This window comes from Polyangium jinanense (genome assembly GCF_028435365.1).
In genome coordinates this window covers 145,516-158,815 of the sequence record NZ_JAGTJJ010000003.1, presented here as the reverse complement: position 1 = coordinate 158,815, position 13,300 = coordinate 145,516, and the positions used below count along the sequence as shown (strand labels likewise).

13 protein-coding genes are annotated in these 13,300 nt (G+C 69.3%); 4 read left to right on the top strand and 9 right to left on the bottom strand.

The window, feature by feature from the left end; translation table 11 throughout:
* Positions 1-16 precede the first annotated feature (16 nt).
* Entirely contained in the window at positions 17-676 is a 660-nt protein-coding gene (locus KEG57_RS09860) for an HAD family hydrolase (RefSeq protein ID WP_272419408.1), read from the bottom strand.
* Positions 677-875: 199 nt separating this feature from the next.
* Complete coding sequence (locus KEG57_RS09855; protein WP_272419407.1) at positions 876-1,652, bottom strand: phosphoadenosine phosphosulfate reductase family protein; 777 nt, start codon at positions 1,650-1,652, stop codon at positions 876-878.
* Positions 1,653-1,752: 100 nt separating this feature from the next.
* Here KEG57_RS09855 and KEG57_RS09850 point away from each other — a divergent pair, with 100 nt between their 5' ends.
* Entirely contained in the window at positions 1,753-2,736 is a 984-nt protein-coding gene (locus KEG57_RS09850) for an ArsA family ATPase (protein WP_272419406.1), read from the top strand.
* Here the strand turns inward: KEG57_RS09850 and KEG57_RS09845 are convergent.
* Complete coding sequence (locus tag KEG57_RS09845; protein WP_272419405.1) at positions 2,733-3,830, bottom strand: Gfo/Idh/MocA family protein; 1,098 nt, start codon at positions 3,828-3,830, stop codon at positions 2,733-2,735. The two genes, KEG57_RS09850 and KEG57_RS09845, sit on opposite strands and share 4 nt — an antisense overlap.
* A gap of 164 nt (positions 3,831-3,994) precedes the next feature.
* Here KEG57_RS09845 and KEG57_RS09840 point away from each other — a divergent pair, with 164 nt between their 5' ends.
* Entirely contained in the window at positions 3,995-4,951 is a 957-nt protein-coding gene (locus KEG57_RS09840; protein ID WP_272419404.1) for an AraC family transcriptional regulator, read from the top strand.
* 212 nt (positions 4,952-5,163) lie between these two features.
* On the opposite strand, the gene KEG57_RS09835 is transcribed toward KEG57_RS09840, so the two are convergent.
* The gene (locus KEG57_RS09835; RefSeq protein WP_272419403.1) at positions 5,164-5,700 is read right to left on the bottom strand and encodes a hypothetical protein; all 537 of its coding nucleotides are present in this window, start codon (positions 5,698-5,700) and stop codon (positions 5,164-5,166) included.
* A gap of 428 nt (positions 5,701-6,128) precedes the next feature.
* Here KEG57_RS09835 and KEG57_RS09830 point away from each other — a divergent pair, with 428 nt between their 5' ends.
* The gene (locus tag KEG57_RS09830) at positions 6,129-7,349 is read left to right on the top strand and encodes a beta/alpha barrel domain-containing protein (RefSeq protein WP_272419402.1); all 1,221 of its coding nucleotides are present in this window, start codon (positions 6,129-6,131) and stop codon (positions 7,347-7,349) included.
* Positions 7,350-7,358: 9 nt separating this feature from the next.
* Here the strand turns inward: KEG57_RS09830 and KEG57_RS09825 are convergent, their stop codons facing one another.
* On the bottom strand, positions 7,359-8,999 hold the full coding sequence (locus KEG57_RS09825) for an ATP-binding protein (protein WP_272419401.1): 1,641 nt from the start codon (positions 8,997-8,999) through the stop codon (positions 7,359-7,361).
* Positions 9,000-9,200: 201 nt separating this feature from the next.
* On the opposite strand from KEG57_RS09825, the gene KEG57_RS09820 reads away from it, so the two are divergent.
* The gene (locus tag KEG57_RS09820) at positions 9,201-10,031 is read left to right on the top strand and encodes a hypothetical protein (protein WP_272419400.1); all 831 of its coding nucleotides are present in this window, start codon (positions 9,201-9,203) and stop codon (positions 10,029-10,031) included.
* A gap of 33 nt (positions 10,032-10,064) precedes the next feature.
* On the opposite strand, the gene KEG57_RS09815 is transcribed toward KEG57_RS09820, so the two are convergent.
* The 4 genes from KEG57_RS09815 to KEG57_RS09800 form a co-directional block, all read right to left on the bottom strand.
* Positions 10,065-10,187 (bottom strand): hypothetical protein, encoded by a 123-nt coding sequence (locus KEG57_RS09815; protein ID WP_271929603.1) that lies wholly within the window; start codon positions 10,185-10,187, stop codon positions 10,065-10,067.
* 80 nt (positions 10,188-10,267) lie between these two features.
* Positions 10,268-11,164 (bottom strand): universal stress protein, encoded by an 897-nt coding sequence (locus KEG57_RS09810; RefSeq protein WP_272419399.1) that lies wholly within the window; start codon positions 11,162-11,164, stop codon positions 10,268-10,270.
* Positions 11,165-11,337: 173 nt separating this feature from the next.
* Positions 11,338-11,829, bottom strand: coding sequence for a flavin reductase family protein (locus tag KEG57_RS09805; protein WP_272419398.1), 492 nt, complete (start codon positions 11,827-11,829; stop codon positions 11,338-11,340).
* A gap of 205 nt (positions 11,830-12,034) precedes the next feature.
* Positions 12,035-13,189, bottom strand: a complete 1,155-nt coding sequence (locus KEG57_RS09800; protein ID WP_272419397.1) for an NHL repeat-containing protein — start codon at positions 13,187-13,189, stop codon at positions 12,035-12,037.
* Between the last annotated feature and the right edge of the window lie 111 nt (positions 13,190-13,300).

Sequence of the window (13,300 nt, the reverse complement as noted above, 5' to 3'; positions counted from 1 at the left end):
GGCAATCCCGCCCGCTTCAGTCGACGTGGATGATGGGCCAGTGGTAGGCGTTCGCGAGCAGGGACAGCTTCCTGTCCGGGTTCACGGCGGCCGGGTGGCCGACGATGCTGAGCATGGGGACGTCCGAGTAGCTGTCGGAGTAAGCGAAGCACTCGTCGAGGTCGTGGCCGCGGCTTTTGGCGTGCTCGCGAATGAGCCGCGACTTCTCGGGGCCCGCGACCACGGGGCGGAGCAGCTTGCCCGTGGCAAAGCGGTCCTTGATCTCGAGGCGGTTTGCAATGACGTCCGTCGCGCCGAGGTGCTCGGCGAGCAGGCGCATCAGGAAGTCGAGCGCGCCCGAGACGATCACCACGTCGTGCCCCTTGTCGAGGCTCGTCTGCACGAGGTCCCGCGCGCCGGGGTAGATGTTGGGCTTGATCACGCGCTCGAACGTCTCGACCGCGAGCCCCACGAGCCGGTCCTCGCTCATCCCGCCGTAGGACGTGAAGAGCAGCTCGTTGAAGATGCGTCGGTCCCGCGTCTCCGCCCACGCCAGCCACGGGGCCTTCACCAGCGCCCCGCCGAGCTTCGCGAGGCTGTGCAGCGGCGTGTTCTGGTTCAGGACGTAATAGAGCGTGGGGTGGACGAGGTTCGTGCGGATCAGCGTGCCGTCCACGTCGAAGTAGCTCGCTGCCATTTGCGTCCCGGAATCACCTCTGGAAGGCCTCTCGTCAAGTACAAGGTGGCGCGAAAGAAGCTTCGCGCCGAACTTCTCGGTCCGCTCGGCCCTCTCCTCGTGCTTTCGCGACCCAGCAAGGAGCGTAATCCCACACCATGGAGGCTCTTGACAGGGAGGCCGAGTTGGCGGATCGGCGGCGCAGGAAGTGTTTGTCCGCCTACGTCGCCGGCCCGGACAGCGCCTCGGCATAACGATCGTCCAATTCGATCGCGCCCTCGGCCGCGCCGCGGTCCACTGGATTGATCCCGCAATACTGCACGCTCGCCAAATGCCGCCAGCGGCCGGCGCGCTCGCTTTCGTCGGGCAGGACCGGCGTCGTGCAGGGAAAACAGCCGATCGTCCGAAAACCCATGGCGTGGAGCGGGTTCACGACGACGCCGGGATCGGCGGCGATGGCCCGATCGAGCTCCTCGTTCGTCACGTGCGCGAGCGGGTGGACGCGGAGGGCGCCCATCGCGAGGTCGAGCCCCACCGAGCGCACCTTGCTGCGCGCCCCGCCCTCGCCCTGCCGGAGTGCCGAGACGAGCGCGTCGTAGCGGCCCCGGAGCGCGTGGAGCGGCGCCGTCTTGCGCAGGTCGCAGCAGCGCTCCTGGCCCTCGACCGAGAGGTACAAAAGCCCCTCCTCGGCCGTCTGCTCGGCGAACGTACGGGCGGGCGAGAGCGTGATCACCCGGAGGTTCCGGTGCGTCCGCGCGAGCTCGTCCCGCGCAGAGCGCGTCTGCTCGTGCAGGAGGCCCGTGTCCACGAAGAGCACGTCGAAATCGAGCCCGGCCTGGTCGGCGAGCCGGCAGAGCCACGTGCCGGCGCGCTGCATGCTCGTCAGGATCGCGGCCCGCGGGCCGAACGTTTGGTGCACGAAACGCAGGACATCGAGCGGCGCGGCGCCGGCGAGGCGCCCGTTCAGGGCCTCGAGGCCCGCTTCGGTGACGCGCATGTCCCTCGTGGTAGCAGAGCGCGGCTCGGGTCGCCGGCCTCCGGCGTGCAGAAGCCGGTTGCCTTTCCGTTCCTCGTCGCCTAGAGGATCGCCGGATCGCATGCCCCCTTCTTCTCCCTCGCAAGGCCGCGCGCCGGGGCGGCTCGTCGATGACCTCGGGCGGCGCCGCTTCCTCTTCGTCACGGGCAAAGGAGGCGTGGGCAAAACGACGTTCTCCGCGGCCCTCGCGGTAGCGCTCGCGCGGGAAGGCAAGCGGGTCCTCGTCGCTCTCTGCAACACCAAGGAGCGGCTCTCGGCGATCCTCGGGACGAAGCCGATCGGCGACGAGATCATGCCCGTCGCCGAGGGCGTGTGGGCCGTGAACATCTCGCCCGAGAAGGCGCTCACCGAGTACGGGGAGATGGTCCTCAAGGTGCGCACCGTGGCGCACGCCGTCTTCGACAACCGCTACACGAAGACCTTCTTCCGCGCGGTGCCCGGCCTCTACGAGTGGGCGATGCTCGGCAAGGCGTGGTTTCACACGACGGAGCTCGGCCCCGACGGGCGGCCGCGCTTCGACGTGGTCCTGCTCGACGCACCGGCGACGGGCCACGGGCTCGACATGATGCGCGTGCCAAAGGTGATCCTCGACGTCGTGCCGCCGGGCGTCTTGCGCCGCGACGCCGAGGAGGCGTGGGCGATGTTCCAGGACCCGACGCGGAGCGGGATCGTGGTCGTCACGCTGCCGGAGGAGATGCCGGCGCAGGAGACGATCGAGCTCGTCGACGCGATCAAAAAGGACCTCACCCTGCCCGTCCTGCGCCTCGTGGTGAACGCGGTCCTCCCGCCGCTCTTTTCGGCCGACGAGCGGGACCGGCTCGCGCGGGAGGTGTCCTTGCTCGAGATCGACGCGCCGAACCGGACGGATGGGACGGCGGAAAGCGCGCTCGTGGCGGGGGCGCGGCGGGCGGTGCGGGAGAAGGTGCAGGCCGAGAGCCTTTCGCGGCTCGCGAAGGAGATCGACCTGCCGCAGATCAACCTGCCGCACCTCTTCGACGAGGCCTCGACGGTCGAGGGGACGAAGCTCCTCGCGAAGCTGCTCTAACCCTTCCAATCGAAGCGCTGGCCCGTCGCGGAGGATTCCGCGAGGCCGTCGAGCAACCGGTAGAGCTTCCAGGCATCCCGGAACGTCGGGACGACCTCGGTCCCTTCCGCGAGATCCTTCGCGAGGGCCGTGTAGAGATGCGCCGTTTGATAGGCGTCGTCGTTCAGATCCCCCTGGGCGGGCGATCGATATCGCTCGGGGATCGGCAGCGGCTCGAGCGGCTGGCCGTCGCCGCGCGCGCCGGAGACGGTGAAATCGTGGGACCAACGCAGGTCGCCCTCGGTGCCCGTGAAGGTCGCCCAGATCTCCCCGCCATTGCGCTTGCCGGCTTCGATGTGCGCGGACAGAACCGCGCCGTTCTGCAGCGTCCCGCTGAGGAGCACCTGGTCCGGCACCGTAATGGGCAGCGTCTCGCCCGTCTCGATCACCGTCGCCTGGTCGAATTGGCGCGCGACCACCGCGGAGACGCTCTTTACGTCGCCCACCGCGGCGAACACCGTATCGAGGTAATGCGCGGTCATGATCGACAGCACGTTCGCGCCGTTCTTCGCGTCGGTCGTATACGCGAGGGCCTCGGGGACCCGCGGGCCGAGGTGGGGCACCGAAATGTGGAGCGTGACGGAGCGGAGCTTGCCGATGTACCCCTCGGCCAGGAGATCGCGGAGGTAACGCACGCCCGGAGCGAAGCGCCGCTGCACGCCGATGAACGTACGGACGCCGGCGGACTCCGCGCGGCGCGCGAGATCGGCGGTCTCGGCCAGAGAGACGCCGAGGGGCCATTCGCAGAAGACGTGCTTCTTCGCGGCATACGCGGCGCGCACGACCCCCGCGTGCAAGGGCGCGCGGACGGAGACGACCACGAGATCCACGTCCGGGTGCTCGATCAGGGGCTCGACGCGGTCGAAGGCGTGGGGCACGCCGAAGCGGCGCGCGGCCTCGTTCGCGCTCGCTTGCCGGGTGGTGCTCACCGCGGTGACCTCGAAAGCGGATAACGCTTTGAGCGCGGGCAGGTGCGCGTGGGATGCCCAGCCCCGGTCCGGGTTTGCTCCCACGATACCCACGCGAATCTTGTTCGACGTCCCCGTCTTGCTCATGATCTCTCCATCCCTTCTTTCGGGCGCACCCGTGCCCGGGGACCGAGCGCTCGTCCGCCCCCTCTCGCATCGAATGGCCTGGGAGGGACCGTAATCCCAAAGGCGCGGACGATCATTGGCGCCACGTCCGTTTTTGTGGTTCGATCGTCCGTCACGGAGGGACGATGGACGTTCTCGCGGACGTGCTGCGCGGGCTTCACTTGCGGACGAAGGTGTACGGACGGCTGGAGATGCGCGCGCCGTGGGGCATGCGCGTCGACAAGCCCGGGCACGCTCTGTTTTATGCGGTCTCGCGCGGCAGCTGCCTGCTCGAGGTCGACGGCGCGCGCATCCCGCTCTCGGGAGGGGATTTTGTGTTTCTTCTCGGCGGAAGCTCCCACGTCCTCCGGGATTGTCCGGGGACGCGGCCCATGCCGGTCGCCGAGATCTATGCGATACGCGGCGGGCGTTGTGGCGGGCTCGTGCATCATGGCGGCGCGGGCGCGCCGACCACGCTCGTCTCCGGCTGTTTCCTCTTCGAAGGCACGTCGCTCGACCCGCTCATCGCGAGCTTGCCGCCGCTGATCCACGTGAAGGGCGACGGAGGTGTCGCCGCGCGGTGGCTCGAATCCACGTTGCAATTCGTGGCCTCGGAGATGGAGGCCGAGCAGCCAGGCTACGAGACGGTGGCGAGCCGGCTCTCGGAGGTCTTGTTCGTCCAGGCGCTACGCACGCACGTGGCGTCCTTGCCCATCGAGCAAGCGAGTTGGCTGCGCGCCCTGACCGACGCGCAGATTGGCGTCGTACTGCAACGCCTGCACGAGAACCCGGAAAAACCCTGGACGGTCGAGAGCCTCGCGCATCTGGCGAGCATGTCGCGCTCGGTGTTCGCGGCGCGCTTCAAGGCCGTCGTCGGCGAGGGGCCGCTGACCTACCTGACGCGCTGGCGCATGCACAGGGCGACGCAGCTCATGGCGGGCGGCGACAGGTCCACGACCGCCATCGCGCAAGCGGTCGGCTACGAGACCGACAGCGCCTTCGTGAAGGCCTTCAAGCGACACCTGGGCGAGACGCCCGGCGCTTTCCGACGTCGGCTCAAGGCGCGCGAAGGCGACGCCGTGCCCGCTGCGGGACCGAGGTAACGACCTCGCCGAAGGAAAAAGCCCTCAGAGGGTGTTCCACAGGTATCCGCTCGACTTCCGGACCTCACCCACCCCAACCCTCCCTCTCCACTGTGTGGAGAGGGAGGGAGTTTCCGGCTCGATCCAGCGCTATTCGCCCCCTCTCCGCAGCGCGGAGAGGGGGTCGGGGGGTGAGGTTCTGGGGGGGCCGACAACGCCCGTGGAACACCCTCTCAGGGCACGCAGGTCTTCGGGCTACCGCCGCCGCAGTTGTTGCTCAGGCACTCGCCGTTTTGCGTACACGGCTGCCCGTTCTTGAGCTTGCAGGCGCCATTGCCGTCGCAGGCGCTCGTGATCGCGCAGGACCCGTCCTGATCTTCCTCCTGCGCGGGCAGCTTCGTGCAGGTGCCGATGCTGCTCGGCCGAGCGCACGACATGCAGACGCCATCGCAGGCCACGTCGCAGCACACGCCGTCGGCGCAAATGCCGCTCAGGCACTCGGACGCCTCGATACACGCCTGGCCGAGGCCGCTGCCGCCGCTGCTCGACGAGCCTCCGCTCGACGACGACGCGGTGACCGCCCCGCTCTCGTCGCCGCCCGTGCCGCCGGCGCCGCCGCCGCCTGGCACGCCGTCGAGGCCACCCGTGCCGCCGCCTTGCCCGCCCGTGCCGCCCGTTCCGCCGTCACCCGTCGAGAGCGAGAGACACCCGGCGGCCTGGGCCAGGACCAGCACGGCCACGCCTCTCCACCCCGTCCACGCGTCGCGCATCTGCTCCTCCGTCTCCAGAGCCGAACATAGCGCGTCGCGACAGAGCGAAGCCCTCGCGGAGCAACGATGCCGCGAGACAAAAAAAAGAGCGCCTACTCAACGGCGGGGGGGGGGACCGGAGCAGGCGCTCTGTCCGTAGATAGAGCAACCTATGGGCCAAGCCCTTCGTGACGAATTTTCGTCGCTTTGCACCAACCTACCGGAGTGATCCTTGCAGTTGTGAAAGGCATGCGGATTGCAGCCTTTCAGGTCCGCCGTGGACCGGCGTAGGGCATCCCACGAGAGCAGAACCCAGGCTGGTACGACGCCTCCTTGCATGGCGCGGGGCTGGACGTCGCCCCGGGACCCGCGTCACGACCTCGACCGCGAGGCCAGGCAAAGCAAGGGCGAAGGTTGACAAGAGCGGACGAGCGCGGCCTTTTGGAGGGATGCCGCACCGCAGTCCCCTGCTCCTCGATGGCCGCGCGCTGCTCGACGCCGATCGTCTGCTCGCCGCCAAGCTCGCCGATCGCCGCGCGAGCTTCGAGCTCTCGTTTCGCGCCGCGCCGCCCCACACAGGCTTCCTCGTGGTCTCCGGGCTGGAAAGCTCGCTCGAGCTCTTCGGTCGGCCGCTCGTCGATCCCGCCGCCGTCGCCGCCGCGCAAAGCCTCGTCGGCTTCTCGGACGCGCTCGCGCAGAGGCTCGCGCACCTCGTGCCCGCGATCGATCTCGACGCGGTCCCCGACGGCACGATCGCCTTCCCCGGCGCGCCGATCGCCACGGTGGAAGGGCCCTTCCTCGAAGCGTCGCTGCTCGCCTCGCTCCTCCGCGCGGCGGCGCGGCGCGCGACGGCCATCGCCACACGCACGGCGCGGCTGCACCAGGCGGCCGCGGGTGATCCGGTGATCGATGGGTCGAGCGCGCACGCACCCGGGTCCGAGGCGTCGATGCGGGTCGCGCGCGCGGCGTACGTGGGCGGAGCGAGCGCCACGACGAACGTGATCGCGGCGATGGCGCTTGGCGTGCCCTTCCGCGCGAGCCCGGGGCTCGTGCTCGGGCCGACGGGGCCGTCGCTCGAGACGACCTCGGTCGATGGCTGGGGCGCGCTCGATACGGACGACCTCGCCGACCTCGGCGCGGGCGACGACGAGGAGGCGATGCTGATCGAGGCGAAGCGGCGCGGACGGCGCGCGGGCGGGTGGATCGCGCGGGGGCTCGACGACGCGGAGGCGCGGGCGCTGCCGATGCGGTGCGAGCTCGTGGCGCTCGAGCAAGGCGGCGCGTGGGCCATTCCGCCCGCGGATCTCGGCGACGAGGCGGCGCCGCGGCCGGGCCGGAAGATGGTCGTGCGGTACACGGATAACGCGGGGAGGCTCGTCGCGGATGTCGTGCACCTGATGGCGGAGCGGATGCGTTCGCCGCAGGATCTCGGGGCGACGACGCTCGCGCCGCTGTCGCGTCCGCGGGTGCGGCAAGGCCGCGCGCTGGAGCGGCCGGAGGCGCCGTCGCTCGGGCGTGATCGATCGATCGCGGCCCGCGCGACCTTGCCCGAGGCCGTGACGTACCTGCGCGCGCCGGCGACCTACCGCGTGGAGGAGTCGGCGGCGGTCGTCGCGCAACGCGAGGCCGCGGCGCGGGCGCGCGCGACGGTGCCTGGCCGGAAGGCGTGATCGCGATCCTTACGCCGCCGAAATACCGCCCCCGCCTCGCTCCGCGAGCACCTCGCGTACGGTGGTCGCAAGCATGTTCGCGGTGAACGGCTTCGCGAGAAACGGCACGCCGAGCGCCGAGATCGAGGCCGCGTCCTCGCTGCTGTAGCCGCTCATGAGGAGCGCGGGCACGGTCGGGTCGACCGCGCGGAGCGAGCGGATGAGCTCGATCCCGCCGATCTCGCCCATCGTCAGGTCGGCGACGACGGCGCTGATCTCGTGGCGATGCTCGCGGAAGAGCCGTTGCGCCTCGCGACCGCCGGCGGCGAGCAGGACGCGGTAGCCGGCGCGCTCGAGCACGCGCAGCGCGACGCGACGCACGGCGTCCTCGTCGTCGACGACGAGGATCGTCCCGCACGAACCATTGCTGCAGGACGAAGGTGCGTCGTTCGCGCGGGGCATGACGGACGCGTGAGCGACGGCGCTCGGAAGGAGCAAGGTGAACCGCGTGCCGTGCCCCGGCTGGCTCGTCACGTCGACGAGGCCGTGATGCGCGCGGACGATGCCGAGCACGGCGGCGAGGCCGAGGCCCCGGCCCCCCACCTTCGTCGTGAAAAACGGATCGAAGATCCGGGCGAGGACCGACTCGCTCATCCCCTCGCCCGAATCCTCGACTTCGACGACGGCATAATCGCCGGGTGGAATGGGCTCGGCCATGCAGGCCGATTGCATGGGCGCCGAGAGCTTTTGCACGCCGGTGCGGATCCGGATGACGCCGGGCTTTCCCGCGAGCGCGTCCGAGGCATTCGTGATCAGGTTCATCACGACCTGCCGCAAATGGGTCGCGTCTCCGTCGACGCATGCCCGCGACAGATCGAGCTCCAGCGTCGCGCCCTTGGAAACGATGGTCCGGAGGAGCACGGCCATTTCGCGCACGACGGCATCGAGCCGCACATGCTGGTTCACGAACGTGCCCCGGCCGGAATACGCCAGCATTTGACGGGCCAGATCGGCGGCGCGCTCCGAGGCGATGATGATCTCCTGAAGCATCGACGAAAGCGGCGACGGGTGCGAAGCCTCGGCGAGGGCGAGCGTCGCCTGCGCGGTGATGACCGTCAGCAGGTTGTTGAAATCGTGCGCGACCCCGCCCGCGAGGACGCCGAGGCTCTCGAGCTTTTGCGCGTGGAACACCCGGGTCTCGAGCTCGCGGCGCTCCTGCTCGGCGCGTTTTCGATCGGTGATGTCGACCAGGACATTGACGGCGCCGATCAAATGGCCCTGACGATCCCGCAGCGGATTGGCGTGCGCCAGCGCGACGACCTGCGCGCCGGACGGCTGCTCGATGACGATCTCGAAGCCGTTGTGCGGCTCGCCTGTTTTGAGCGCCCGAGCCATCCAGCACTCGTCGTGGGGGATGGGCTTTCCTTCGGGGGTGAACAGGCGGAACGAGCCGCAAAAACGATCCCGCTCGTGACGGAGCCTCGGGGCGCGCCCCCAGACCTTCTCGGCGGGCCGATTGAAGAACGTGATGAGCCCCTGCGAATCGCAGGTATAGGCCGCGGCCGGGAGGCGCTCGAGGAGGTCGTGGAACCGTTGCTCCGCCTCCATCGCGCCCTGCCCTGCCAGCGCCTCGTCCGCGAGCCGCATCCATGGGTCTTGCTGGGTCATCATGGTCCCTCCGTTTCTGTAGCGGGGACTATCGATGATCGAGCACGCGTGCGACCGAGTCAATGCGACTTTGGTAGCAAATGGCAATCGCTCGGCGACCCAGCATGGGAATCTTCCTGCATGGGCGGCCTCACGCCGTGTCCCTCGATGGTGTTGCGTCTTCGAAAACTCGGGTACGATGCGCCCTGGAAGGAACCGCTCCGCATGCGCCGCTCTTCTACGTTCGTCCTGTCCCTCACCACCTTCGTCCTCGTCGGCCTCGCCGCGCCCGCGTTCGCGCAGGAGTCCTCGCCGGAGCCGCTGCCGCCGGGCGAGAAGAAGGCCGACCCGCTGGAGGTGGCCGCGCCGCCCCCGCCCACGCCGCCGCCCCAGAGGCAGCTCGAGGTGCCGGAGCGCCCCACGCCGCCGCCCCCCTCGGTCGAGGAAGACTCCGAGGAGGACGGCTGGGCCAACGGCGACCATTTCGAGTTCACGATGGGCTTCCTCGCGGGACAGCGCTCCTACTCGAAGACGTCGTTCAAGTTCGAGGAAGGCACGGCCGAGGGCATCGGCGGCGGCGGGCTCGTCGAGCCGTTCGTCAAGGCGCCCTTCGACGCCGCGACCGTGCTCGGGCTCCGCTACGACCTGCGCCTGGTGATGAGCCACATCCGGATGACGGTGGGCTTCGACGTGCCGTTCCCGACCTACAAGGTGAGCGACTCGACGGCGGTCTACAACGTGAGCGGCACGCCGCGCACGGTGACGGTGCAGTCGCTGTCGGCGAAGGAGCTGCGGTTCGGGATCGGCGGCGAGTACGCGTGGACGAAGGTCGCGATCTTCGCGGACCTGCTCGGCGGGATCCACTGGGTGGACACCGAGCTCGCGATCGACGGCTACAAGGCCGATTACGGAGCGATGACCTTCGCGTTCTCGGGTCGCGCGGGCGCGCGGGCGCACGTGCGCAAGTGGTTCTTCGCGTCCGTCACCGGCGAGGTGGGGATCATCGGCGACATCCGCTGGAACGCGGAGCTGTCGGTCGGGTTTTTCTTGAAATGACGGTCTCCCCGGAGAGCGGGGAACACCCGCTCTTCAGGGCGAGATCGCGTTGATGAACACGAAGAAGCCGCCGAGGACCACGACCGCGAGCCCGAGGAGCATGGGCACGCTCCAGTCCTCGGTCGGGGCCTTCTCGTTCGATGAATCGGTCGCCATGATGCCTCCCAGACGCGGCCGGCGGGCGCCGGCGCGGTCCCATCCGTGACACCGGCGCGACGCTGCGTCAACCGCGGACGTCAGTGTGAGCGAGCAACGAGGACGGAGCAGTGAGCTCCCCTTACGATCTTCTCGGCCACGCTGCCGAGCGCCACGCGCGCAAGGCCCGTGCGGCCATGGGTCGCGACCACCACGAGCTCCGCGTCGAGCTCCTCGGCGGTCCGGATCACCACCGTGGCGGCATCTCCCTCGATCACGCGTCGCTCGGCCTTGATCCCGAGCCGCTCGGTCATGCCCACGAGCACGCCGTCCGCCGCACCGCGCATCTGCTCGATGAGCTCGGGCGGGGGAATGACGGGCGCGCCGCCGAAGGGCACGGTGAAGCCGAACGCGGGCGACGGCAGGATGTCGAGCGCGTGCAGCACCGTGAGCGCGCCGCGCTGCTCCGCGGCGACCTGACCGGCAAGCGCGACGCCGGGCTGGGAGAGCTCGGAGAGGTCGGTCGTTGCGAGGATCTTGTTCGTCCGCTTGTGCGGGCGCGCGACGAGCACGGGGCAGTGCGCGTACCGCACGATCCGCTCGGCGACGTTGCCGAGCAGGAGCCGCGCGATGCCGGTGAGGCCGCGGCTGCCGGTGACGACGAGCGTGGCGCCGACGTCCTCGGCGACGCGGAGGATCGAGGCGTCGGCGCCGCCGCTCTCGATGCGCACCTCGAAGCCGTTGCTCGGACGGCCGGTCAGGTCCTTGACGCGATCCTCGACCGCCGCGGCGGCGTGACTCTCGGCGTGGATCACGGCCTCCATGTCGGCCTGGATCGCCTGCGGGAAGAGGGGCGCGGAGCGCAACACCTCGTGCACGACGTGACAGACGACGAGCTTGCCGCCCGCTCGCTGCGCGTGCTCGTGTCCGAGTTTGATCGCCTCGTCGGCGGACTCGCTCAGGTCCGTCGCCACCAAGACCACATCACCCAGGGCCATGCGCTCTCCTTGCCGGATCCGCGGGTACCTTAGAGGGTCGGCCGGCGCTGTTCAACGGCCACCTTTCCAGGTCGACGAGGTCGCTCGCGAGAGCGAGCGAGGCCATGCCGCCCGCCCCGCGCGCCGCGTTCGTCGGGGACAAACGAGGTGCGACCGCGACGGGCGCGAAGGGGTCAGAGCTGGTCGAGGCGGCGGTAGCCGCTGCGGAAGTAGAGCAAGGGCGAAGCGGGATCGCCTGCGCCCGCGGCCACGACCTCGCCGAAGTAGACGATGTGATCGCCGGCGTCGATGGCGCGTTCGAGGCGGCAATCGAGCCAGCCGAGGGCGCCTTGCAGGATGGGCGCGCCGGTGACGGCGCCTTGCCCGATCTCGTCGAGCAGGGCCCGGCGCTGCTCGTCGGTGCCCTTGCCGGCGAAGAGGTCGGAGAGGTGACGCTGCTCCTCGGCGAGGACGTTGATGGCAAAGCAGCCGGCCGTGCCGACGAGCATGCCGGAGCGAGCGCGTCTGTCGGCGCAGAAGAGGACGAGCGGCGGGTCGAGGGAGACGGAGGTGAAGGAGTTCGCGGTCATGCCCTGGGGCACGCCCTCGTGGCGGGTGGTGACGACCGTGACGCCGGTCGCGAACTGCCCGAAGACCCTGCGAAGCTCGGCGGCGTCGATGGCCATCGCACTGCACTGTAGGGTGGTTTTTGTTGGGTGGCGAGGCGGTTCGGGGGCGTGCGGGCTTGGCGGGGAGGCGTGGATCCGGCCCTGGGCTCGGCGATCGGTCACGACGGTTCTCGATGGTTCGGGCTGCGTGCTGCCTGGGTGAGCTCTGCGCCGATGCCGCGCGAGGCGCGCGGCGCGGGCTATGAGCACGCACAACGGGCGGTCACTTCAGGGTCCTCATCACCGTACCAGCCTCGGAGTCCGTCCAGTAAACGTGCGTCGCGTCCACGGCAATGCCGGCGGGCCCTTGGATCTTGGGACCGACTGCGAGCGTGATAGGCCCGTTCTCGCAGCCGCCCACAGGACACTTCATCACGGCCGGCGTGCCGCCCATGGCGACCACGGTCCAGTATACGTTCACACCGTCGGTGGCGATCGCGTGCGGGATGTCGAGCCCGTCAAAAGAGGCCATCGTGATGGGCATCTGGCTGCCACATCCGGTGAGGGGACATTTCATGACGGAAAAGTCCGCGTTGGTCCAATAGACGTTCACCGCGTCCATGGCCATGTGGCGCACGTGGATTGCCGATGTCGAGGCGAGAGCTGCTGGCGTACAGGCGTTGGAATCGCAGGTCATCACGGTGCTCGGAACTTCGGCCTCCATGGCGATGGCGATCGCGCCCCACACCAGCTTCGTTCCGCTGACAGCAAGTCCGGAGGGCACGCCCTGCACCTGGGCGAGCTCGATGGGCGTGTTGGCGCAGCCGCTCGTGGGACAGCGCAGGAGCAGGCCGGCCCCGCCAGGCTGCGGCGTGATTTCGGTCAAATAGAGTTGCGCATTCTGCACCGCGATATCGCCCACGTTCACATTCGTCAGGAGGGACTCCGGTGCACCTGCGCACCCCTCGAGCCCGCACTTCATCACCGAGCCGTCCCCGCCAGGATTTCCAAGGGTCCCCCAGTACACGCTGGTATCGTCCAGCGCGATGACCTTCGGATGCGGCTGTCCGCTGGCCAGCACCGTCGGAGCGCCTCCACACCCGGTGACGGCGCATTTCATCACCGTGTTATCGAAGAACGACGTCCAGTATACGTTGGCGGAATCCACGGCAATCGCATCTGGGGAGTTGAGTCCAGTGGCCAGGATCTCCAGGCAGTGACCAGCGTCATCGCATTCCTCGATGATCCCGCCGCCGGTCCCACCGATTCCCCCTGTGCCGCCCATCCCCCCGCCACCAGCGGAACCCCCGGCCCCAGGGGTGCCCAAATCGACGCTCCTTTCGGCCCCAGAGCCGCCCCCAACGACGCTCGCTTCGCATGCCACGCTGGCAATCGCCAACAGAGTTACCCATACGGCCTGAATGCTTCGCTGCATCATCGACGACCTCCACCACCGAACGGTGCCTCTCCGCGCGTAGCGCTGAGCGCTGGCAAGGTTTGTGCCCTTCGCCAAAGGCGCGTTGAGCCTTGCTCGCCCTGCCGCGGATGT

What these genes read in the sequence shown, in the direction of transcription:
- KEG57_RS09860 (WP_272419408.1), bottom strand. Translation starts at nt 676, where the DNA reads ATGGCAGCGAGCTACTTCGACGTGGACGGCACGCTGATCCGCACGAAC.
- KEG57_RS09855 (WP_272419407.1), bottom strand. Translation starts at nt 1,652, where the DNA reads ATGCGCGTCACCGAAGCGGGCCTCGAGGCCCTGAACGGGCGCCTCGCC.
- KEG57_RS09850 (WP_272419406.1), top strand. Translation starts at nt 1,753, where the DNA reads ATGCCCCCTTCTTCTCCCTCGCAAGGCCGCGCGCCGGGGCGGCTCGTC.
- KEG57_RS09845 (WP_272419405.1), bottom strand. Translation starts at nt 3,830, where the DNA reads ATGAGCAAGACGGGGACGTCGAACAAGATTCGCGTGGGTATCGTGGGA.
- KEG57_RS09840 (WP_272419404.1), top strand. Translation starts at nt 3,995, where the DNA reads ATGGACGTTCTCGCGGACGTGCTGCGCGGGCTTCACTTGCGGACGAAG.
- KEG57_RS09835 (WP_272419403.1), bottom strand. Translation starts at nt 5,700, where the DNA reads ATGCGCGACGCGTGGACGGGGTGGAGAGGCGTGGCCGTGCTGGTCCTG.
- KEG57_RS09830 (WP_272419402.1), top strand. Translation starts at nt 6,129, where the DNA reads ATGCCGCACCGCAGTCCCCTGCTCCTCGATGGCCGCGCGCTGCTCGAC.
- KEG57_RS09825 (WP_272419401.1), bottom strand. Translation starts at nt 8,999, where the DNA reads ATGATGACCCAGCAAGACCCATGGATGCGGCTCGCGGACGAGGCGCTG.
- KEG57_RS09820 (WP_272419400.1), top strand. Translation starts at nt 9,201, where the DNA reads ATGCGCCGCTCTTCTACGTTCGTCCTGTCCCTCACCACCTTCGTCCTC.
- KEG57_RS09815 (WP_271929603.1), bottom strand. Translation starts at nt 10,187, where the DNA reads ATGGCGACCGATTCATCGAACGAGAAGGCCCCGACCGAGGACTGGAGC.
- KEG57_RS09810 (WP_272419399.1), bottom strand. Translation starts at nt 11,164, where the DNA reads ATGGCCCTGGGTGATGTGGTCTTGGTGGCGACGGACCTGAGCGAGTCC.
- KEG57_RS09805 (WP_272419398.1), bottom strand. Translation starts at nt 11,829, where the DNA reads ATGGCCATCGACGCCGCCGAGCTTCGCAGGGTCTTCGGGCAGTTCGCG.
- KEG57_RS09800 (WP_272419397.1), bottom strand. Translation starts at nt 13,189, where the DNA reads ATGATGCAGCGAAGCATTCAGGCCGTATGGGTAACTCTGTTGGCGATT.